This is a genomic window from Hymenobacter sp. UYAg731 (assembly GCF_054061335.1).
This window is the reverse complement of the sequence record NZ_JBSSEC010000005.1, coordinates 305,995-326,165: the sequence shown is the minus strand read 5'-3', so window position 1 is coordinate 326,165 and position 20,171 is coordinate 305,995. Positions and strand designations below refer to the sequence as shown.

Here is a 20,171-nt window from a genome sequence, read left to right as displayed (position 1 = left end):
TTTATGGCCGCTCCCATTATCTCGCATTCCGAAGAGCTTGACGACATTATCACCGCGCAGCCCCATTGGTTTGTACGCCTGGGTACGGGCCTGTTTCTGCTGCTGCTGGCGATGCTGCTGCTGCTGAGCTGGCTGGTGAAATACCCCACCGTGGTACGCTGCCGCCTGGCCCTGAACGCGGTGAATGCCCCCAAGCCGGTACTGGCTCGCGCTACCAGCCGCCTCACGGCCGTGCTGGTGCAGGACCAAACCCCCGTGCGCAAGGGCCAGATGCTGGCCCTGCTGGAAAACCCAGCCGATAACGCGCAAGTGCTGCACTTGGGCACTTACCTCGATTCGCTGGCGCGAACCGGTGCCGTGGCCAGCCGCACCCAACACCTGCGTCGCCCCACCTATTTCCCCGCCAAACTTGGCGAGCTGCAGGCCAAGTACCAAGTATTTGCCCAAGCCCACGCGCAGCTGTACAACTTGCGGGCTGGCGGGTTTTTCGCCAAGAAAGAACGGCTCCTGCGCGCCGAGCTGGCCACGCTGGGCCTGGGGCAACAAAACCTGGCGCAGCAAAACGGGCTGTATGAGCGCGACTGGCAGTTGGCCCACCAGGAAATGCTGGTGCAGCAAAAGTTGGCGGGCAAGGGCGTAATCGCGGCATCGGACTTCCGGCGCGAGCAGAGCCGCGAGTTGGCCAAGCAATTGCCGCTGAAGCAGGGCGAGGCCATTCGGCTCGACAACCTGACGCACCAGCGGGCCAAGGAGCAGGAGCTGCTGGACCTGGCCAAAACCGAGCAGGAGCAGGCTGATACCTACGTGCAGAGCCTCAATACCCTGCGTAGTGCCGTAGACGAGTGGAAGGCCCGCTACGTGCTGGTAGCGCCCGAAACCGGCCGCGTGAATTTCTCGGGCGTGCTGGAGGCCAGTCAGTTGGTGCGCGCCGACCAAGAAGTGTTTTTCATCAGCCGGCCGTCAGTGTCGTACTACGGCGAGATGCAGGTGCCGCAACAAAACCTGGGCAAAGTGAAAGTGGGCCAGGCCGTGCTCATAAAGCTCGATGGCTACCCCTTCAACGAGTTTGGGTTGGTGGAAGGCCGCGTGGCTTATTTGTCGGAAATTCCCACGGCCCGCAACGGCTTCTTCGCCAAGGTGGCACTGCCCCGTGGCCTGCTGACTACCTACGGCAAAAAAATTGTGTTCCGCAACCGCATCAGCGCCCAGGCCGACATTCTCACCGAAGATACCCGGCTTTTGGAGCGTATTCTTTACCAAATCCGACTCAGTCTGAACAGTTTGAAATAGCAGCCAACCAGCCGTGGGTTCCTATCAGCAACTGCCAAGCTGAAACAGGACGAGCTGAGCACTTTCCCTGTCGGCTAGTCAGCACAGGGCTTACATTTGGTGGCCGCTGATGAGGGTCAGCGGCTACCTTGCCTTTTCGCTCATGCCCATCTGGTCCATCCAGCCGCTCCAGTTGCTGTTGCGCTACACCTGGAAAATCTCGCGCAACGCCTCCACCACCAAAACCAACCTGCTGGTGCGCGTAGCCGGCCTCGGCCAGCAGGGCACCGGCGAGGCCGCGCCTAATGTGCGTTACGGCGAGTCGCCCGAGTTGCTCCAACAACAATTTGCCAACCTGCTGGGCACTGGCTTGGCCGAAGTCCATTCCCTTTCTGAGCTTGATGTGTTGCTGGCCGCTCAGCCCGTGGCGCACGCCCTGAGCTTTGCCCTCGAATCCGCATTGGTGCAGTGGCTGGCCGCCTGCGCCGGGCAGCCGGTGTGGCAGTGGCTGGGCGTGCCGCCGCCCGCTGCCGCCGTGCCCACGGCCTTTTCTTTGCCCATTATGGAGCCGGGAGCTGTGGCTGGCTTTCTGCAAGAGCAGGATGCGGCCCGCTTTAAGTTGTTGAAAATCAAAGTAAACCAGGCCGAAGGCCTTGATTTGCTGCGCGAAGTAGCCCGCGCCCTGCCCGGCCACGCCCTGCTGGTAGACGGCAACGAAACCTGGCCCGATGCCGACAGCGTACTGCGCTTTCTGGAAGCAGCCGTCGCCGTGCCCGGCCTGCACCTGAAGCTGCTGGAGCAGCCCCTGCCCGCCGCCCTGGCCGACGACTACCGCCACCTGCGCCCCCGCAGCAGCGTACCGCTCATTGCCGACGAGTCGGTGACCGACGCGGCCGACTTTGCCGACATCTCCCAGCAATTTCACGGCGTGAACGTGAAGCTGATGAAGGCCGGCGGCTTCCGGCGTGGCATCGACCTGCTGCGCCGCACCCGCGCCCACGGCCTGCTGCCCATGCTCGGCTGTATGGTAGAAACCAGCGTGGGCATCGCGGCGGCCCTCCAAATCAGTGCCCTGGCCGACGTGCTGGACCTCGATGGTTTTTTGATTATCAAGGATGAGCCGTTTGGTCTGGTGCAGGAACAGGCCGGGTTGCTGCGACCCGCGTAGCCCCCGGCCCCTTCTGTGCTACTTATTTAGGACCATTCAACTGGGCATCGAGTTGCGTGAGCTGGTCATCGATGGCTTTGGTGCTGGGCGTGGTGGGCTGGCCTTGGCTGAGCACCTGGATTTTCTGGTTTAGCAGCTCAATCTTTTTATTGAGCAACGACACCTGCATGGCGGGGTCGGAGAAGCCGGGGCCGTGCTGCACGTAGGGTTCGTACTTGGTGCCGGGCGGCGTGGCGGGCGGCGTGCCCTCGCCCCGGGCGGCGGCGGCGCTGGCGGGGGTGGCGAAAACAATGCCGCCATCGGGCTTCACGTAATCGCCTTCGTGCAGGGTTATTTTCTTGCCCTGGGGGCTAATCTTATCGGCGGGCATTTCCACGATGCCGTTTTTGTAGTTGATTTTCACCCCGCCGGCCAGCTTCACGTTCTGGGTGAGGGGCAGGGTCTGGGTTCCTTCGCGGCGCACCACTTCGCCATTGGTCATCACAAACTGGGTGCGGCTGGTGGTTTGCACCGGGAAGCCACCGGCCTGAGCAGCGGCCAGGCGTGGAGCGGTGGCCAGGCAGCCGGCAGCGAAAAGAAGCAGGAAGAAACGATTCATGGCAATAGAGGGAATGGTGAATGTGCGGGGATACGGATTTTAAGCCCCGGCGGTAGGGCGGGAGGGGAGGGGGACAAAAATTTTTGAAAAAAAGAAGAACGATGTTGTGACATTAAATGTATGTACATTATATTTGCATCCGATTCCACTGCCTACCATGCGCATCGAAGACGAAATCAAACAGCCCATTTTCCGCGACGAGTACCAGAAGGCGTTTATCAACCTGATATTCACGTCCGGCTGGTTGCAGCTGCGGCAGGCGGCGGCGTTTAAGCCGTTTGGCCTCACCTCGCCGCAGTTCAATATTCTGCGCATTCTGCGTGGGCAGCACCCGTTGCCGGCCACGGTGGCCCTGCTCATCGACCGCATGCTGGACAAAACCAGCAACGCCTCGCGCATCGTGGACCGCCTCGAAGAAAAAAAACTAGTAACCCGCACCGTGTGCCCGGCCAACCGCCGCGCCGTCGACATCCGAATCACCAAAGCCGGGCTGGACTTGCTCGACCAGATTGAGGAAACCGGCATCCTGAATTCCCGTGCAAACATGGCCCTGAACGAGGACGAGATGCGCCAGCTAAACGTCCTGCTCGATAAAATGCGCACGGTGGAATAAGCCGTTTTTCAACAATGCAATTCGCCGGGATTCCGGCATGCTTTTTCGTTGCGGCCCGGCCGTAGCACTTGCTCCAAATTACACTTCTTACCTTTTTTCAAATCCTTTTTTCAGATGAAAAAATTCCTCTTGCCCGCCCTGTTTGCCGTTGCCACCATTGGCGCAACTTCCGCTGCTTCGGCTCCTAAAGTAGCCACAGTAGCTCCTGCCCCCGCTTACAAGCTGCAGCCGCAGCTGAGCACCCTGGGCTGGGAAGGCAAAGCCGTAACCCACGGCCACGTAGGCACCATGCAGTTTTCCGAAGGTGAGTTGCTCGTGAAGGGCACTTCCATAGTGGGCGGCACCGTGACCGTAAACATGAAAACCATGGTGGCCACTGACATCAAAGATGCCGAAAGCCAGGGCAAATTTGTGGGCCACATGAGCAGCGACGACTTCTTCGGCGTGGCTACCTACCCCACCTCGACCTTCAAAATTGCCAGCGTAACGCCTATCAAAGGTGCCGCCGCCAATGCCGATAACGTGACCATCGCCGGCGACCTGACCATCAAGGGCGTGACGCAGCGCATCAGCTTCCCGGCCAAAGCCGGTGTGAAAGACGGCGTGGCCGCCGCCAGCGGCAAGGTAACCATCGACCGCACCAAGTTCGGCCTGAAATACGGCTCGAAGTCGTTCTTCGAAAGCATCGGCGACAAAGCCATCTACGACACGTTCGATTTGACCTTCAACGTAATCGCCAAGAAAGCCTAATTGTGGTTTTCACAGCGAATAAAAAAAGCCCGCCGGATTCGGCGGGCTTTTTTTATTTACTCGGGAATCTCAAACTTTCGGGGCAGCTCAAATTTCAGGTTGTGGCTTTTTTTGCGGCCGTGCAGTTCACGCAGCACTTTGTCCAACTCTGACTGGTATTCGACCCACAGGTCTTCGTGCAGGCTTTTGAGAATGAGGGCGGGCAGGCGGGCAGCCAGGCGGGCAGTGGCGTTGTAAAAGCCGTCCCACACGCTGTCGAACTGGCCGGAGTAGTTATCGATGCACTGGCGCAGGATGTAGAGCAGCAGGTCGATTTCGAGCTGCTTGCTTTTGGTGATGCGGCGGGCGCGGGCGGCCTCCTGCACGCCGGCGCGCACGGCCTTCACGAGGCTGCGGTTGAGCAGGCGGCCAGTTACGGCTACGGCAAATAGCTCGTGGATGCGGTCGGCGGTTTCCTCCTGAATCTGGCCCAGGGACACATCGGCCAGCAGCTCGAAGCGGAAGGTTTCGTAGAGCTCGGCGTCGCGGCGCACGGCCCGGAGCAGGAGGGCTTCCTTTTCGGGCTCGGAGAGGCGCTTGAGGGCTTTTTTGAAGTCGGCGGAGGGAACGGGCATAAGAACAGGGAACTGACGCAAAGGTGGGGCCGTAGCGCGAACTTTTGGTTCGTGTCCCCGCTTCGGGTGGCGGTCGTTCGGATTTCTGACGGGGACGCGAACTGAAAGTTCGCGCTACGATAAAACGGCCCGGTCTGGCGAAACGAAATGGCCAGGTTTGGGGTTATGAACGGCTGCCTCACGCGGGCTTTTCTGCGTAAATTTGCCTTATGAATACCCGTCCGCAAACTGATTACGATGAAGAGGTTCTGTTGCTCGAAGAAGAAGTCGAGCTGCGCAACCTGGTGGTGTACAACGACGAAATCAACACCTTCGACCACGTCATTAAAACCCTGATGGACGTGTGCGGCCACCAGCCTGAGCAGGCCGAGCAATGCACCCTGCTCATCCACTACAAGGGCAAGTGCGCCGTCAAAATCGGCACCTACGAGGAGTTGGAGCCCCTCTGCACTGCCATTCACGACCGTGGCATTGCCGCCGACGTCGTTTAGCCATCCATCCTACTTAACTGAATGGAGTTCCCTTCAAAACTGATTGAAAACGCCGTCGGCGAGCTGTCGCGCCTGCCCGGCATCGGCCGCAAAACGGCCCTGCGCCTGGCCCTGCACCTGCTGAAAGCCGAAATGGACACCACGGCCACCTTGGCCGAGGCCCTGGCCAAGATGCGCTTCGAAATCACTTACTGCAAAACCTGCCACAGCATCTCCGATGCCGAGGAATGCGGCATCTGCGCCAACAAGTTGCGCGACCACAGCCTGGTCTGCGTGGTGTCGGACGTGCGCGATGTTATCGCCATCGAAAATACCGGCCAATACAAGGGCGTGTACCATGTGCTGGGCGGCGTAATTTCGCCCATCGAAGGCATCGGGCCTTCCGATTTGCACATCGATTCGTTGGTAGAGCGGGCCTCGGTTGAGGATTCGGAAGTGCGGGAGGTCATTCTCGCCATCTCGCCCACGATGGAGGGCGACACCACGGCTTTCTACCTCTCGCGCCGCCTGCGCGATTTGCCCAACGTCCACATCAGCACCATTGCCCGGGGCATTCCGATGGGGGGCGAGCTGGAATACGCCGATGAAATCACCCTCGGCCGCAGTATTGTCGACCGCCTGCGCCAGGCTAGGTAGGGCAGTAGCGCGAACTTTTAGTTCGTGTCCCCGCGCCGCGCCAACGACTCGTTCCGGGACGCGAACTAAAAGTTCGCGCCACTGCAAAAGCCCCGGCGCTTCCCAGCACTGGGGCTTTTTGTTGCCAATATTGCACTCAGTTGCCCAAAAATGTTCCTTTTTCCTGTTCGGTCGAGTCCGTACCAATTAAAGGAGTTCCCTTTAGCACCCTGGTCAAGTCTGGACCCCTCAAAGGAGCTCCTTTAAGCACTCCGGCGAAGGCCCGACCGTTAAAAGGAGTTCCCGCAAGTCCTCCGGCCGGAGCGGTAAAAGGAGCTCCCGTAGCCGCTGGCCGGGCGGCGTGGCTTAATTTTGCGCTTCGTGGTCAAACTCTCTGTCGTCATTGTTAATTATAACGTCTGCTATTTCCTGGAGCAGGCGCTGCTCTCGGTACGGCGGGCGGTGGAGAAACTGGGGCAGCCGGTGGAGGTGTTCGTGGTCGACAACAACTCGGCCGACGGCTCGGTGGCGATGGTACGGGCACGGTTTCCGGAGGTGATTCTCATTGCCAACCGCGACAACCCGGGCTTCAGCAAAGGCAACAACCAGGCCCTGCGCCGCGCCACCGGCCAGTACCAGCTGCTGCTGAACCCCGATACCGTGGTGGAGGAAGACACCTTCCGCGCCTGCTGTGATTTCATGGACGCGCACCCCAACTGCGGCGGCCTGGGCATCAAAATGCTGGATGGCCAGGGAAAATTTCTGCCCGAAAGCAAGCGCGCTCTGCCCACGCCGGCCGTGGCGTTTTATAAGATGTTCGGGCTGGCGGGCGTGTTCCCGAAGTCGCGCACCTTCGGGCGCTACCACCTGGGCTTTCTGGATAAAGATGAAACCCACGAGATTGAGGTGCTGAGTGGGGCCTTCATGCTGCTGCGCAAGGCCGCGCTGGACCAGGTGGGGCTGCTCGACGAGGACTATTTCATGTACGGCGAGGACATCGACCTCTCGTACCGCCTCACCCAGGGCGGCTGGAAAAACTATTATTTCCCCGACACCCGCATCATCCACTACAAGGGCGAAAGCACGAAGCGCACCAGCGTAAACTACGTATTCGTGTTTTACCGGGCGATGGTAATTTTTGCCCAGAAGCACTTCGCGCCGGGCCGGGCGGGCCTGTTTTCGCTGCTCATCAACGCGGCCATCTGGCTGCGGGCCGGTGCGGCCGTGGCCGAGCGCCTGGCCGTGCGCGCCGCCCCGCTGCTGCTTGATGCCGGCCTGATTTGGGGCGGCATGTACTTCCTGAAAACTTACTGGGAGCATAACCATAAGTTTGTGCCGGGCGCGTATCCGCCGCAGTACATGGCGGCGGCCGTGCCGGCCTACATCGCGGTCTGGCTCACGTCGGCCTACCTCAGCGGGGGCTACGACCAGCCGGTGCGGACCTCGCGGGTAGTGCGCGGCATCTTCATCGGCACGCTGCTTATTTCGGCGGCTTCGAATTTTCTGGATGCCTGGCGGTTTTCCAAGGCGCTGATAATTCTGGGCGGGGCCTGGGCGGTGGCGGCGCTAGTGGGCCGGCAGCTGGTAACGCACTTCATCAAGTATAAAAACCTGCACCTAAGCGAGCGGCGGCAGAAAAACATTGCTATCGTGGGCTCCGGCCCCGAAAGCCGCCGCGTGCGTCAGCTGCTGGACGCCGCCCAGGTATCGGCCCGCGTGATTGGCTACGTGAGCGTGGGGGAGGAGGAAGCCGCCGCCGTCCCGGGCTCCGGTGCCGACCATTCACTCAGCCATTCGCTCACGCAGTCGCTCATCGAGCCGCTGGGCGAATTGCGCCAGCTGGACGACATTATCCGGCTCTATGCGCTGAATGAGCTGATATTTTGCGGGAAGGACCTGCCCGCCAGCCAGATTATCGCCCTGATGCTGGGCCTGCCCGCCGAGCCGCCCGTAGCCTATAAAATTCTGCCCGAAGACAGCCAGTACATCATCGGCAGCAGCAGCAAAGACTCGCCCGGCGACTACTACACCCTCGACATTGCCCTCAACCTTTACCAGCCCCAGCAGGCCCGCGCCAAGCGCCTGCTCGACCTGCTCACCAGCGCCGGCTTGCTGGCGCTAAGCCCGGTACTGGTCTGGTTCCAGCCGAAAAAAGCCGGGTTCCTGCGCAACTGCGGGGCCGTGCTGCTGGGCCGCCGCACCTGGGTGGGACTGCGCCACCTCGACGGCCCGGCCCGCGCCGTGCCCGCCGTGCTCTCGCCCGCCGATGCCGCCCACGCCGTGGCTCCGCTCACCGAAACCACGCTCCGGCGGCTGGAGCTGCTCTACGCCAAAGACTACGAGCCGGGCACCGACCTGAGCGTGCTCTGGCGCTGCTGGCGGCGCCTGGGACAGTAACGCCGTAGCGTGGACTCTGCGAGTCCGCGCATTGCACGGTTCAAGCGCGGACTCGCAGAGTCCACGCTACAGCGTTACGCTGCCACTTCCGTAGCTTTACGCTTCCAATTACCGTTGCTTATCATGCCCAATACCGCCACGCTCGCGCCCGTTTCGCCGCTCTCGCACCGCCTGCTGGCGATGAACGAATCGGCCACCATCGCCATGGTCAAGAAAGCCCGCGAGCTGATGGCCAAAGGCATCGACGTCATCAACCTGAGCTTCGGCGAGCCCGATTTCCAGACCCCGCAGTACATCAAGGACGCCGCCAAGCAGGCGCTGGACGACGGCTACACGTTCTACACGCCGGTGCCCGGCATCCCGGAATTGCGGCAGGCCATCTGCGACAAATTCAAGCGTGACAACCAGCTCGATTTCCAGCCCAACCAGATTGTGGTGAGCACCGGGGCCAAGCAGGCCCTGGCCAACGCCGTACTCAGCCTGGTCAATCCGGGTGAGGAAGTCATCGTATTCGCGCCCTATTGGGTGAGCTACGAGGAGATGGTGAAGCTGGCCGAGGGCGTGCCCGTAACGCTGGTGGGCACCCTCGAAAACGAGTACAAGGTGACGGCCGCGCAACTCGAAGCCGCCATCACGCCGCGCACCAAGCTCATCATGTATTCCTCGCCCTGCAACCCCACGGGGGCAGTTTTCAGCCGCGAGGAGCTGGGCGAAATTGCCGCTGTGCTGGCCCGCCACCCGCACGTCTACGCCCTAGCCGACGAGATTTACGAGTACATCAATTTCGTGGGTGAGCACGCCAGCCTGGCCCATTTCGATGAGATAAAAGAACGGGTTATTACCGTCAACGGCTTCTCGAAAGGCTACGCCATGACGGGCTGGCGGCTGGGCTACCTCGCCGCCCGGCAGGACATTGCCGCCGCCTGCGAGAAGATGCAGAGCCAGATTACGTCCGGCACCTGCTCCATTGCCCAGCGGGCAGGGCTGGCGGCCCTGCGCGGCGGCCGGTCTTCGGCCGATGAAATGGTGGCTGCCTACCGCCGCCGCCGCGATTTGGTGCTGGATATCGTGAAGGACATTCCCGGCTTCAACACGCCCACGCCCAGCGGCGCGTTTTACATTTTCCCCGAAGTCTCGGCCTATTTCGGCCGTCTCGCGCCCGATGGTCACACCATTGCCACCTCCATGGACCTGGCGCTGTACCTGCTGAACGACGCGCACGTTTCGGCCGTGTCCGGCGATGCTTTTGGCGCACCGGAGTGCATGCGCTTCAGCACCGCCGCCGCCGATGACAAGCTGGTGGAAGCCTTTCGGCGCATCAAAGCCAGCCTGGCGAAGCTTGTTTAATTATTCCGAAAAAGGACGTCATGCAGAGCGCAGCGAAGCATCTTTACTGCGATGGTAAATCAAATTACTACTGCGGTAAAGTTGCTTCGCTGCGCTCTGCATGACGTTCTAACCTGATATGACCTTGCCTACGACTTCCCTCACCGACCTCTTCAACGACTTCAATAACCTGCGCGTCCTCATCATCGGCGACGTGATGGTGGATGCCTACGTGTGGGGCCGCGCCACCCGCCTCTCGCCCGAAGCTCCCGTGCCCGTGGTACACGTAGCCCGCACCGAAAACCGCCTCGGCGGGGCCGCCAACGTGGCCTTGAACGTGCAGGCCCTTGGGGCCACGCCGCTGCTGTGCGCCGTGATAGGGGATGATGCGGGCGGCGACCAGCTCCTGGAACTGCTGTACGCCCACGACCTGCCCGCCGATGGCCTCATCCGAAGCGCCCACCGGCCCACCACCGTGAAGCAGCGCATCCTGGCCCACGGCCAGCAGCTGCTGCGCATCGACTCGGAAATTGAAACCGACCTCAACGCCAAGGAAGCCGAGCAACTCCTGGCCGCCTACGACGACCTGCTGACCCGCGCCGACGTGGTGATTTTTGAGGACTACGACAAAGGCGTGCTCAGCGAGGCCATTATAACGGAGTGCATTGCCCGCGCCCGCCAGCGAAACATTCCCACGGTGGTGGACCCCAAGAAGAAAAATTTCCTGGCCTACCGCCACTGCACCCTCTTCAAACCCAACCTAAAAGAGCTGCGCGAGGGCCTGAAGCTGGAATTCGGCGAGCCCAACGCTGACCGCGCCGGTTTCGAAGCCGCCGTGGCCCGGCTGCGCGAGGTTCTGATGCCCGAAATCGTGCTGGTAACGCTCTCCGAATACGGCGTATTCGCCCAGCAGGAAGCGGAGAAAACTTACCTGTCGGCCCACCTGCGCACCATTTCCGACGTGTCGGGTGCAGGCGATACCGTCATCAGCATTGCGGCGCTGTGCGTGGCGCTGGGCCAGCCGGCGGCCTTCACGGCGGCGCTGGCCAACCTAGGCGGCGGGCTGGTGTGCGAGCAGGTAGGCGTGGTTCCCGTGGAGAAGCAGCGGCTGCTGGAAGAAGCTGTGGAGGCAAGGTTGTGATAGACGATGCGAGCCATGCTTCATCTTGGCAACACTTACAAAAAAGACCACCAACATGCTGTTAATGGTCTTTTTATGGCTTATAAACAAACGTGCTAAAAAGTTATTAACCGTGCCATCTTTCTTTCGGCCCATCTATCGGCCCCATGAGAAGGGAATATAACCAGAAGTACCTGACGCTGCCGGATATGAACGCGCGAACGTAATGCTGTTGTCGTTAGGAAAGCCGCTGGGAAAAGGCGCAATGCAGGAATCTGCCTTGGGGTTATCGCTCATAACCATCATCGTAGAGGACTGTCGGACATTTTTGGCTGTAAGGGTTGCAAACGAAATGGTATCTGAAAAGCCCGATGACATGTTATTGCGGTATAATTTGGAATACCTAAAATAACGCAGGTCTGTTCCACCATCGTAGCCAACTGGAATGTCTAGGAAGACCCGGTGATATTGGGATGGGGTAATGGTTGGAGTCATCAAATTACGAACGCCATTGATGATGAAGCGCTGATTTGCTTTGTCACTACGATAAGTGACTGTGTAGGAGGTATAGAAAGGTTGCTGTCCGAGGTGTATTGTTGCAGGTAGTGCATAGACCGGCGCAGCAGTTGATATCTCGTCGGTATAATAGGTACCGTAGATAACGGTCACGGGCGTGGCCTTTACATAGTTTTCAAACTGTAAGCGGTGAGGGCCCGCCGCCACATTAGCCAAGGAAAAAGTGCCGTCAGCAGCCGTGATGGTGCTGGTGCCGGGGGCATCGTAGAGTTTGACTACGGTACCACTGTGGTCCGTAAGCAGGGCTCCTGTCAGGTCGTGAAGCACTACTTTGCCGGTAAACGTAGATGTGGGAGCCTCTTTCTGCTTGCTGCAACTAGCGAGGGCTGCGAATAAGGCTATAATGGCGCATGAAGCCGCGATGCGGGAGGGTAGCTTAGGAAACATAAAAACTGGCTGGAATGGGAAAGGAGGAATTTCTGTGGCCTAAAGTAAGCCGCAGAAATTCCTCCTTCTTTTTGCCGGTTGTATTTGAGTACTAGGCCTTCTTCAAAAACTCGGTTTTGAGCACCATGGTGCTGCCGCCGGCGCGGCCTTCGATTTCGGCGGCGCTGTTAGTGAGGCGGATGTTTTTGACCACCGTGCCGCGCTTGAGCGTGAGCGACGAGCCCTTCACTTTGAGGTCTTTGATGAGGGTGACAGAGTCACCCTCGGCAAGCAGGGTGCCGTTGCTGTCTTTAACGTCCATTTCAGATGTGTTGGGCAAGAATTAAAGTCAGGAATTCGGTGGCCAGAAGTGACTGTTATAAGCTGGCCAAGCCTGATGAATTGCATCTATTAGGCGCTTGCTGCCTGCCGTTACGGAGTCCTCGTGCGAGAAATAAAGGAGAAATTGAAATGACGTATTGGTGTACATGTGTTCGAGCCCATTATAGCCGAATACGCACTTTCCCAATTTAATGAAGGCTACCGCACCTCCTTCTACAATTTCATAGGCAGCAGATATGCCAAATGCTTCAGAAAGAAGCCGTCCGATGGCATCATCGTCAAACCATTCAATGAAAGCATCCAAGTCATAGATTTCTAATTCCTCTGAATTATCAGCAGGGCCGGTGATTGGGACCCAACCAAAAGGCAGGTCACAATTCCAGCGTGCGTTTAATTCAAGAAGGACTAAATCTTCAGATATGAATAATTCCGCGTTTCGCATAACCCAAAATTACCCCCGCCACGCCTTCACCGTTTCCACGAAAACCCGCACGTTGTCCGGATTCGTGTCCGGATACACGCCGTGGCCGAGGTTGGCGATGTGGGGGCCGCCGGCGAACTGGCGGAGCATGGCTTCGGTGGCGGCTTTCACTTGCTCGGGGGTGCCGTAGAGGGCGCAGGGGTCGAGGTTGCCTTGCAGGGTTTTGCCGGGGGCTTGCTGGCGCACCTGGGCGGGGTTCTGGTTCCAGTCGAGCCCGATGGTGCGGCAGGGCATGGCGGCGAACTCAGGCACGGCCCACCACGCGCCTTTGGCAAACACGGTGACGGGCACGAGCGGGGCCAGGGCTTCGCAAATCCGGGCAATGTAGCGGGCCGAAAACTCGGTGTACTGCGCGGGCGGCAGAATGCCGGCCCAGGAGTCGAACACCTGCACGACCTGCGCGCCGGCCGCCACCTGGGCTTGCAGGTAGGCAATGGTGGTGAGAGTGATTTTCTCCAGCAGGCGGTGGGCCAACACCGGTTCTTTATACAAAAAGCCGCGCGCTTTGCTGAAGGTTTTCGAGCCGTGGCCTTCAATCATGTAGGCCAGGATGGTAAAGGGCGCGCCGGCAAAGCCGATGAGCGGGACGCGGCCATTGAGGGCTTTTTTGGTGATGCGCAGGGCTTCGAGCACGTAGCCGAGGCCGTCTTCGGGGTCGGGGACGCGGAGCTTGTCGATGTCGGCCGCCGTCTTGATGGTGGTGGGGAAGAGGGGGCCGCGGGCTTCCACCATTTCGTAGGGCAGGCCCATGGCATCGGGCACCACCAGGATGTCGGAGAAGATGATGGCGGCATCCACGTCGAGCGCGTCGATGGGCTGGATGGTGACTTCGGCGGCCAGCGCGGGGGTTTCGACCAGCTCTTTGAAGCCGGAGAGGCGGGCGCGCAGGGCGCGGTATTCGGGCAGGATGCGGCCGGCCTGGCGCATGAGCCAGACGGGGGTGCGCTCGGTGGCTTCGCCCCGGGCGGCACGCAGGAAAAGGTCGTTTTTCAGCATAAGGATGCGCAAAGGTACGCCCGGCGGGCGGCGCTTACCGCGTGAGACCGGGGAACAGGATGCCAATGGCCGAGGCCAGGAAATTGACCCCGATGGCCAGCGTGATGAAGCCGATGATGCGCGCCATGGCGGCCATGCCGGGCTTGCCCAGCAGCCGGGTAAGCCGCAGGGAGAACAGCAAAATCAGAAATGCCGCCAGCGCTACCAGCGCAAAGCCGGCAATGGTCATGGCCTTATCAACGTAAGTGGGCCGAATCAGGCCGATACAGATGGCCATCGAGCCCGGCCCGGAGAGCATGGGCATGGCCAGCGGCGTGAAGCTGATGTCGTCCTTCTGTTTGCTTTCTTCGAGGGCGGCGGGACCCACGCGGTCGCGGTTGGCACCGGGAGTGAGCAACTCAAACGCCGAGCGCATGAGCAGGATGCCGCCCGCGATGCGCAGGTGCTGGATGTTGATGCCGAAAAAATTCAGAATATACTGCCCGCCAAAGAAGGCCACGCTCAAAATGCACACCATGTAAACGCAGGCGCGCAGGGCCGTGCGGGCGCGTTCGGAGGCGCGGTCATCAGCCGTGAGGGTGAGGAAAACCGGCATCGCCCCAAACGGATTGACGATGGAAAAGAGGGTGGTGAAGGTGGCGAGCAGAATTTCCATAAGGCAACAAAGGTAGGAGAAGGCCCGGACCGGACAGAAAAGCCCTATTTTGCCGCTCCAACGGTGGCTCCATCTTCGCCGTATGCCGGGGGCGGCCGGGTTTCCGCCCTTTTTGTCCTCTCTCTCTGAATGAATTCTGACGCTTCTGCCGCCGCTCCGGGCGGTGCCGACGACCGGCCCCTAACCGAAAACCCCGTGGTGGGCATCATCATGGGCTCGAAATCGGACCTGAAAATTATGTCGGCCGCCGCCGATATTCTCCGCCAGTTCGGCGTGCCCTACGAAATCACGCTCGTGTCGCCGCACCGCACGCCGCACCGCATGGTGGATTACGCCGAGAGCGCCCGCAAGCGTGGCCTGCGCGTGCTCATTGCCGGGGGCGGCGGGGCGGCCCACCTGCCGGGCATGGTGGCCGCCTTCACCATCCTGCCCGTGATTGGGGTGCCCATCAACAGCACGCTTTCCATTCAGGGGCTCGATTCGATTCTGAGCATGATTCAGATGCCGGCCGGCACGCCCGTGGCCACCGTGGGCCTCGACAATGCCGCCAATGCCGCCGTACTGGCCACCCAGATGCTGGCCATTGGCAACGCCCGCCTGGCCGATGCGCTGGAAAAATACCGCACCACCCTCAAAGACCGGGTGATGCGTACGATTGAGGAGCTGCGCAAAGGCGGCTTTCAGGATGACTAAGCCCGAATATCGTCATTCCGACACCGCCGGAATCGGGAACGTCATGAAATGATATTTCCCGGGTTCCTCTCTCCACTTGATGCGTGGAATGTCGGAATGCCAGCGTTACCCGTTCTGCCGCCAGCCCGCTGCCCTGCTCCTAAAACCCCACCCCATCGCTTGTAATGCTGCTTTTGATTTCTGAACTACTGCTGGCGGCGCGCTGGCTCACTTGGGGCATTGGCGGCATTGCGCTGGTGGTCACGCTGCTTCCCCTGCTGCGCCACACCGCGTGGTGGATTCGGGTGTGCGACTTCCCGCGCTTGCAGATTGTGCTGGGCATCGTGCTCACGCTGGCTGCCGGGCTGGCACTGGGCGGGGCCAGCGCCGGCCCCTGGCAGCAGGGGTTTCTGGTGGTGCTGGCCGGCGCGGGCGTGTATCAACTGGCGCGCATAGTGCCCTACACCCCGCTGGTGCGCAAAGACGTGGCCGACAGTACCCGCACCCACGACCCCACCACGGAGCTCAGCCTCGCGGTGATGAACGTACTGCAATACAACCGCCAGGGCGCGCTGGCCTTGGCCACCGTGCGCGCCGCCGACCCCGACGTGATAATGGCCGTGGAAACCGACGACTGGTGGCACGACCAACTGCGCCCGCTCGAAGAAACCCACCCCTATACCTGCCACGAGCCCCTCGATAATACCTACGGCCTGCTCTTTTTCTCGCGCCTGCCCCTGAAATCCTGCCAGATTAAGTACCTGCTCGACGACGACATTCCCTCCCTGCACACCCATGTGCAGCTGCCCGATGGCAAAACCTGGGTGCGCCTCTACGGTCTGCACCCCAAGCCGCCAGCCCCGCAGGAGTCGAAAACCAGCACCAAGCGCGATGCCGAGCTGCTGCTGGTGGGCAAGGAAGTGGACCGCCGCGACGAGCCCACCATCGTATTCGGCGACATGAACGACGTGGCCTGGTCGCACACGTCCGAGCTGTTCCGGCGCGTGTCGGGCCTGCTCGACCCGCGCGTGGGCCGGGGCCTGATGCCTACTTTCCACGCCGACTACTCGCTGCTGCGCTGGCCGCTCGACCATGTTTTCGTGTCGCCCCACTTCCAAGTGGTCGACATGCGCCGCCTGCCGCACGTCGGCTCCGACCACTTTCCCATCTTCGTACGCCTCAGCTTCGAGCCCCGGCACAAAGCCGCGCAGGCCGAAAACGCCGAGCAAGCCGATGCCTCCGACCGCGCCGAAGCCGATGAGAAAATTGCCGAAGGCTTCGCCGAGGAGCAGGAGGAAGAGGCCGAAACCGTGGAGGCCCGGTAATGCCGTGGCACGAACGTCGGCACTCGCGCCACGGCATTCGCCTAAACTAAAAAGGAGCCACCCATTGCCGGGCGGCTCCTTTTTTTGGTGATACGCAGACGTGTTACTTCGTCGAAACGGCCTTTTTGGCCGTCACCAGCTGCACGGTTTCAAAGTCGCTGGCGGGCACCTGGCGGCCGGAAGCGCCCAGGTACATGGGGCGAATCTGCACGGTGAGGCGGCGGTTGGCGGCGGTGAAATCCGTGAAGCCGGCGGCGAAGGCGGCGGGTGTGCTGCCGTTCAGCTGCGTGGGCTTCACGTTCATATCAATGTTGATGGGCAACGTTTCAATGGCGCTGGCTTCAAGCTGGGTATTCGCGCCAGTGGTGCCGGTAGTCAGCTCCTTGCCATCGAGTAGCAATTTGTAATCAAGCTGCTTGAGCTGCACATTGGTGGCGCTAGGGTTGCGGGCATATACCCGCATTTTGAGGTGCAGGGGCAGGTTGCCGGCCGCCAGCGCCGTTTGGAGCTGCGCCTGCTGGGCCGAAGCAATATCAGCCGCCTGGCGCACGAACAGGATGTCCTGGCCGCCGAGCTTGGCCTCATCCACGAAATTGAGGCGGTACTGCATCAACGTGTACGCCTCGTTTTCGAGGGCTTCGGCCGATACGTTTTTGCCGGTGGGCTTGTCTTTTACTTGTTCGCTCACGCTGCACGAAGCAGCGGCAATCAAGAGGGTGCCCAAAGCAAGGACGCGGGTGGGAAACAGGCGGGAAGAAATTTTCATAAACAGTAATTCAATAAAATCGATAGCGAAGCCCAAAAAGGCATTTCGTGACGGTGGGCGTGCTTACGCGAACGAATAATACACGGATGCAAATCCCGGCCGATTCCAAGAAAACGATGGTAAAGCACCGTCGTATTATTCCCGGGCCGGCAGCAAAGACAAAAATAAGCCTCTTTCAGGGTTATTCCGGCATTGCCTGCCGCCCACGGCTACCCAACAAGCTTAACCCGCACGACGAAGGCCACCAGCGCCACCACAAAACCCAGCACGATGATGCGAAACCCGTGGGCCCGGTCGGCTTCGGAATAGGCCGGGCCTTGGGTGCCATCAAGCAGCTTCTTCTTGGCGTACAGCAGGTTGAGGCCGATGATGATGCCGACGATTCCTCCGAGTAAGGCCAGCGCGTAGCCGGCCATGATGGTGCCCTTCTGGCTGGCCTCGGGCTGGGTGAGCTCCACGGCGCGGTACTGGCGCAGCAGGCGCACGGTGTCGGGCGTCACGTCGCGGCCCCGCTGCCGCAGAATCCGGCCCGCCAGCGCCACGTCGAAGCTGCTCCATTCGTCGCGCTTCATCACCACTTCCAGCAACTCCTCATCGGTGAAGCCGAAGAGGTAGTGGTCCGGGTCGGCATCGGCTACCAGCGCCTCACTGGCTTCGTCTTCCAGCGTGCGGGCCGCTTCAAAATCAGTAGGTTTCAGCCGCACCACGAACCGGTTTTCGGTTTCGTTGAAGGCCATTTTGGGGTCGTAGCTCGGCTTGTCGTACCCGGTTTCAAACAACATGCCGTGCTTAAAAAGCAACTCAATCAGCGGCTGGGCCGCATCGGCCGATATAAAGGACTGGTATTGTCGAAAGGCAGTCATAAGGGGGTGGAAAGATGTAAATGGGTGGAAGGATAAAGGACGCCGGTTGGTAGTTTTTCTCGGTAATTGACGGACGCAATAACGCAAAAAGGCCGGAAGCATGCGCTTCCGGCCTTTTCAATGCAGGCAATTAAATCAGGAATTACTTGCCATCTACTTCTTCGTAGTCCACATCGGTGACGTGGTCGCCGGCCGGCTGGCCCTGGCCCTGGCCGTCCTGGCCCTGACCATCGCCGCCGGGGAAACCACCCGCGCCGGGCTGGCCGCCTTCGGCCCCGCCAGCGGCGTACATCTCCTGCGAGGCAGCCTGCCAAGCGGTGTTGATGGCCTCCATGGCGGTGTCGATGCGGGCGAGGTCTTTGGCTTCGTGGGCCGATTTGAGGTCGGCCAGTGCGCCTTCGATGGCGGTTTTGTTGCCACCGCTCAGCTTCTCACCGTACTCTTTCAACTGCTTCTCGGTCTGGAAAATCATCGAGTCGGCCGAGTTCATCTTGCTGATGCGCTCGGTTTCGGCTTTGTCCGACTCGGCGTTGGCGGCGGCTTCGTCGCGCATGCGCTTGATGTCGTCGTCGGTCAGGCCCGAGCTGGCTTCGATGCGGATTTTCTGCTCCTTGCCGGTGCCCTTGTCCTTGGCGGTCACGTTCAGGATGCCGTTGGCGTCGATGTCGAAGATTACTTCAATCTGCGGCACGCCACGGGGCGACGGCGGAATGCTGTCGAGGTGGAACTTGCCGATGGTGCGGTTCTGGCTGGCCAGCGGCCGCTCGCCCTGCAATACGTGAATTTCCACCGAAGGCTGGTTGTCCGAGGCCGTCGAGAAAGTTTCCGATTTCTTGGTCGGAATGGTCGTGTTCGACTCGATGAGCTTGGTCATCACGCCGCCCATCGTCTCAATGCCCAGCGAAAGCGGGGTCACGTCGAGCAGCAGCACGTCCTTTACTTCGCCGGTAAGCACACCACCTTGAATAGCAGCACCGATGGCCACTACTTCGTCGGGGTTCACGCCTTTTGAAGGCTTCTTGCCGAAGAACTTCTCCACTTCCTCCTGGATGCGGGGAATGCGGGTCGAGCCACCCACAAGGATAACCTCGTCGATATCCGAAGTGCTTAGGCCGGCATCCGAGAGGGCTTTTTTCACCGGGTCCATCGAGCGGCGCACGAGGTCGTCGGCGAGCTGCTCAAATTTGGCGCGGCTCAGTTTCACCACCAGGTGCTTGGGGCCCGAGGCTGTGGCGGTGATGTAGGGCAGGTTGATTTCGGTTTCGGTCGAGCTGGAGAGCTCTACCTTGGCTTTCTCGGCGGCTTCCTTGAGACGCTGGAGTGCCATGGGGTCGGAGCGCAGGTCGAGTCCTTCGTTGTCCGACTTGAACTGGTCGGCTAGGAAGTTGATGATAACCTGGTCAAAGTCGTCGCCGCCGAGGTGGGTGTCGCCGTTGGTGCTCAGTACTTCAAATACGCCGTCGCCCAGCTCCAGGATGGAGATGTCGAAGGTGCCACCGCCGAGGTCGTACACGGCGATTTTCTGGTCTTTGTGCTTCTTATCCAGGCCGTAAGCCAAGGCGGCCGCGGTGGGCTCGTTGATGATGCGCTTCACGTCGAGGCCGGCGATGGCCCCGGCTTCTTTGGTGGCTTGGCGCTGGGCATCGTTGAAGTAAGCGGGCACCGTGATAACGGCTTCGGTGACGGGCTGGCCGAGGTAATCCTCAGCGGTTTGCTTCATTTTCTGGAGCACCATGGCCGAGATTTCCTGCGGCGTGTAGTTGCGGTCGCCGATTTTCACGGCTACGGTGTTGTTGGCACCGGCCACTACCTGGTAGGAAACGTGCTTCTGCTCGGCGGTCACTTCGTTGAAGTGGCGGCCCATGAAGCGTTTGATGCTGGAGATGGTGTTCTGGGGGTTGGTCACGGCCTGGCGCTTGGCCGGGTCGCCCACTTTGCGCTCGCCCTTGCCCCCATCGAGGAACGCGACGATGCTGGGGGTGGTGCGGCGGCCTTCGCTGTTGGGAATTACAACGGGTTCGTTGCCTTCCATCACGGCCACGCACGAGTTGGTGGTGCCGAGGTCAATGCCGATTATTTTGCCCATGTTGGGGTGTGTGTTGGTTTTAGGGAAGAGGAATTGTCAGGTCGAAGCAGCGTTGCCGCCGCTACCGGGGGATTACAAGCAA

The 20,171-nt window shown here is 60.4% G+C and carries 21 protein-coding genes; 11 read left to right on the top strand and 10 right to left on the bottom strand.

Translation table 11 applies throughout. The annotated features are described in order from the left end of the window. Positions 1–3: 3 nt before the first annotated feature. Both ACVWYF_RS17270 and ACVWYF_RS17265 read left to right on the top strand, forming a co-directional pair. A complete protein-coding gene (locus ACVWYF_RS17270) occupies positions 4–1,290 on the top strand; it encodes a hypothetical protein (protein WP_457070273.1) in 1,287 nt (428 codons plus the stop codon). Between the two features lie 142 nt (positions 1,291–1,432). After that, on the top strand, positions 1,433–2,437 hold the full coding sequence (locus tag ACVWYF_RS17265; RefSeq protein WP_457070271.1) for an enolase C-terminal domain-like protein: 1,005 nt from the start codon (positions 1,433–1,435) through the stop codon (positions 2,435–2,437). A gap of 22 nt (positions 2,438–2,459) precedes the next feature. Here the strand turns inward: ACVWYF_RS17265 and ACVWYF_RS17260 are convergent, their stop codons facing one another. After that, positions 2,460–3,035 (bottom strand): DUF6799 domain-containing protein, encoded by a 576-nt coding sequence (locus ACVWYF_RS17260; protein WP_457070269.1) that lies wholly within the window; start codon positions 3,033–3,035, stop codon positions 2,460–2,462. Between the two features lie 157 nt (positions 3,036–3,192). Here ACVWYF_RS17260 and ACVWYF_RS17255 point away from each other — a divergent pair, with 157 nt between their 5' ends. Both ACVWYF_RS17255 and ACVWYF_RS17250 read left to right on the top strand, forming a co-directional pair. Continuing rightward, on the top strand, positions 3,193–3,648 hold the full coding sequence (locus ACVWYF_RS17255; RefSeq protein WP_457070267.1) for a MarR family winged helix-turn-helix transcriptional regulator: 456 nt from the start codon (positions 3,193–3,195) through the stop codon (positions 3,646–3,648). 114 nt (positions 3,649–3,762) lie between these two features. After that, on the top strand, positions 3,763–4,398 hold the full coding sequence (locus ACVWYF_RS17250) for a YceI family protein (protein ID WP_457070265.1): 636 nt from the start codon (positions 3,763–3,765) through the stop codon (positions 4,396–4,398). Positions 4,399–4,454: 56 nt separating this feature from the next. Here the strand turns inward: ACVWYF_RS17250 and ACVWYF_RS17245 are convergent, their stop codons facing one another. Beyond that, a complete protein-coding gene (locus ACVWYF_RS17245) occupies positions 4,455–5,012 on the bottom strand; it encodes a hypothetical protein (RefSeq protein ID WP_457070263.1) in 558 nt (185 codons plus the stop codon). Between the two features lie 209 nt (positions 5,013–5,221). On the opposite strand from ACVWYF_RS17245, the gene ACVWYF_RS17240 reads away from it, so the two are divergent. From ACVWYF_RS17240 to ACVWYF_RS17220, 5 genes are all read left to right on the top strand, one after another. Then, positions 5,222–5,503, top strand: coding sequence for an ATP-dependent Clp protease adaptor ClpS (locus ACVWYF_RS17240; RefSeq protein WP_457070261.1), 282 nt, complete (start codon positions 5,222–5,224; stop codon positions 5,501–5,503). A 21-nt stretch (positions 5,504–5,524) separates the two neighbouring features. Then, the gene (recR, locus tag ACVWYF_RS17235; RefSeq protein WP_457070259.1) at positions 5,525–6,139 is read left to right on the top strand and encodes a recombination mediator RecR; all 615 of its coding nucleotides are present in this window, start codon (positions 5,525–5,527) and stop codon (positions 6,137–6,139) included. Between the two features lie 360 nt (positions 6,140–6,499). Further along, positions 6,500–8,515: a glycosyltransferase family 2 protein gene (locus ACVWYF_RS17230; RefSeq protein WP_457070257.1), complete on the top strand. Its 2,016-nt coding sequence runs from the start codon at positions 6,500–6,502 to the stop codon at positions 8,513–8,515. 123 nt (positions 8,516–8,638) lie between these two features. Next, positions 8,639–9,862, top strand: a complete 1,224-nt coding sequence (locus ACVWYF_RS17225; RefSeq protein ID WP_457070255.1) for a pyridoxal phosphate-dependent aminotransferase — start codon at positions 8,639–8,641, stop codon at positions 9,860–9,862. Between the two features lie 118 nt (positions 9,863–9,980). Then, positions 9,981–10,982, top strand: coding sequence for a bifunctional heptose 7-phosphate kinase/heptose 1-phosphate adenyltransferase (locus ACVWYF_RS17220; protein WP_457070253.1), 1,002 nt, complete (start codon positions 9,981–9,983; stop codon positions 10,980–10,982). 135 nt (positions 10,983–11,117) lie between these two features. Here ACVWYF_RS17220 and ACVWYF_RS17215 read toward each other — a convergent pair whose 3' ends face one another. The 5 genes from ACVWYF_RS17215 to ACVWYF_RS17195 all read right to left on the bottom strand — a co-directional run bounded on the left by ACVWYF_RS17215 (position 11,118) and on the right by ACVWYF_RS17195 (position 14,377). Further along, entirely contained in the window at positions 11,118–11,804 is a 687-nt protein-coding gene (locus ACVWYF_RS17215; protein ID WP_457070251.1) for a hypothetical protein, read from the bottom strand. 211 nt (positions 11,805–12,015) lie between these two features. Then, a complete protein-coding gene (locus ACVWYF_RS17210; protein ID WP_035567109.1) occupies positions 12,016–12,225 on the bottom strand; it encodes a zinc ribbon domain-containing protein YjdM in 210 nt (69 codons plus the stop codon). Positions 12,226–12,252: 27 nt separating this feature from the next. Beyond that, positions 12,253–12,687 carry a hypothetical protein gene (locus tag ACVWYF_RS17205; protein ID WP_457070249.1) on the bottom strand — a complete coding sequence of 145 codons (435 nt, stop codon included), beginning with the start codon at positions 12,685–12,687 and terminating at the stop codon, positions 12,253–12,255. 9 nt (positions 12,688–12,696) lie between these two features. Then, complete coding sequence (gene hemE / locus ACVWYF_RS17200) at positions 12,697–13,722, bottom strand: uroporphyrinogen decarboxylase (RefSeq protein ID WP_457070247.1); 1,026 nt, start codon at positions 13,720–13,722, stop codon at positions 12,697–12,699. A gap of 34 nt (positions 13,723–13,756) precedes the next feature. Continuing rightward, positions 13,757–14,377, bottom strand: coding sequence for a MarC family protein (locus tag ACVWYF_RS17195; RefSeq protein WP_457070245.1), 621 nt, complete (start codon positions 14,375–14,377; stop codon positions 13,757–13,759). 210 nt (positions 14,378–14,587) lie between these two features. On the opposite strand from ACVWYF_RS17195, the gene purE reads away from it, so the two are divergent. Both purE and ACVWYF_RS17185 read left to right on the top strand, forming a co-directional pair. Beyond that, positions 14,588–15,070 (top strand): 5-(carboxyamino)imidazole ribonucleotide mutase, encoded by a 483-nt coding sequence (gene purE / locus ACVWYF_RS17190; protein ID WP_457070594.1) that lies wholly within the window; start codon positions 14,588–14,590, stop codon positions 15,068–15,070. 173 nt (positions 15,071–15,243) lie between these two features. After that, complete coding sequence (locus ACVWYF_RS17185; protein WP_457070243.1) at positions 15,244–16,374, top strand: endonuclease/exonuclease/phosphatase family protein; 1,131 nt, start codon at positions 15,244–15,246, stop codon at positions 16,372–16,374. Positions 16,375–16,477: 103 nt separating this feature from the next. Here ACVWYF_RS17185 and ACVWYF_RS17180 read toward each other — a convergent pair whose 3' ends face one another. The 3 genes from ACVWYF_RS17180 to dnaK all read right to left on the bottom strand — a co-directional run bounded on the left by ACVWYF_RS17180 (position 16,478) and on the right by dnaK (position 20,089). Beyond that, positions 16,478–17,140, bottom strand: coding sequence for a hypothetical protein (locus tag ACVWYF_RS17180; protein WP_457070241.1), 663 nt, complete (start codon positions 17,138–17,140; stop codon positions 16,478–16,480). A 209-nt stretch (positions 17,141–17,349) separates the two neighbouring features. Continuing rightward, positions 17,350–18,003 carry a hypothetical protein gene (locus tag ACVWYF_RS17175; protein WP_457070239.1) on the bottom strand — a complete coding sequence of 218 codons (654 nt, stop codon included), beginning with the start codon at positions 18,001–18,003 and terminating at the stop codon, positions 17,350–17,352. Positions 18,004–18,145: 142 nt separating this feature from the next. Beyond that, positions 18,146–20,089 (bottom strand): molecular chaperone DnaK, encoded by a 1,944-nt coding sequence (gene dnaK, locus ACVWYF_RS17170; protein WP_457070237.1) that lies wholly within the window; start codon positions 20,087–20,089, stop codon positions 18,146–18,148. Between the last annotated feature and the right edge of the window lie 82 nt (positions 20,090–20,171).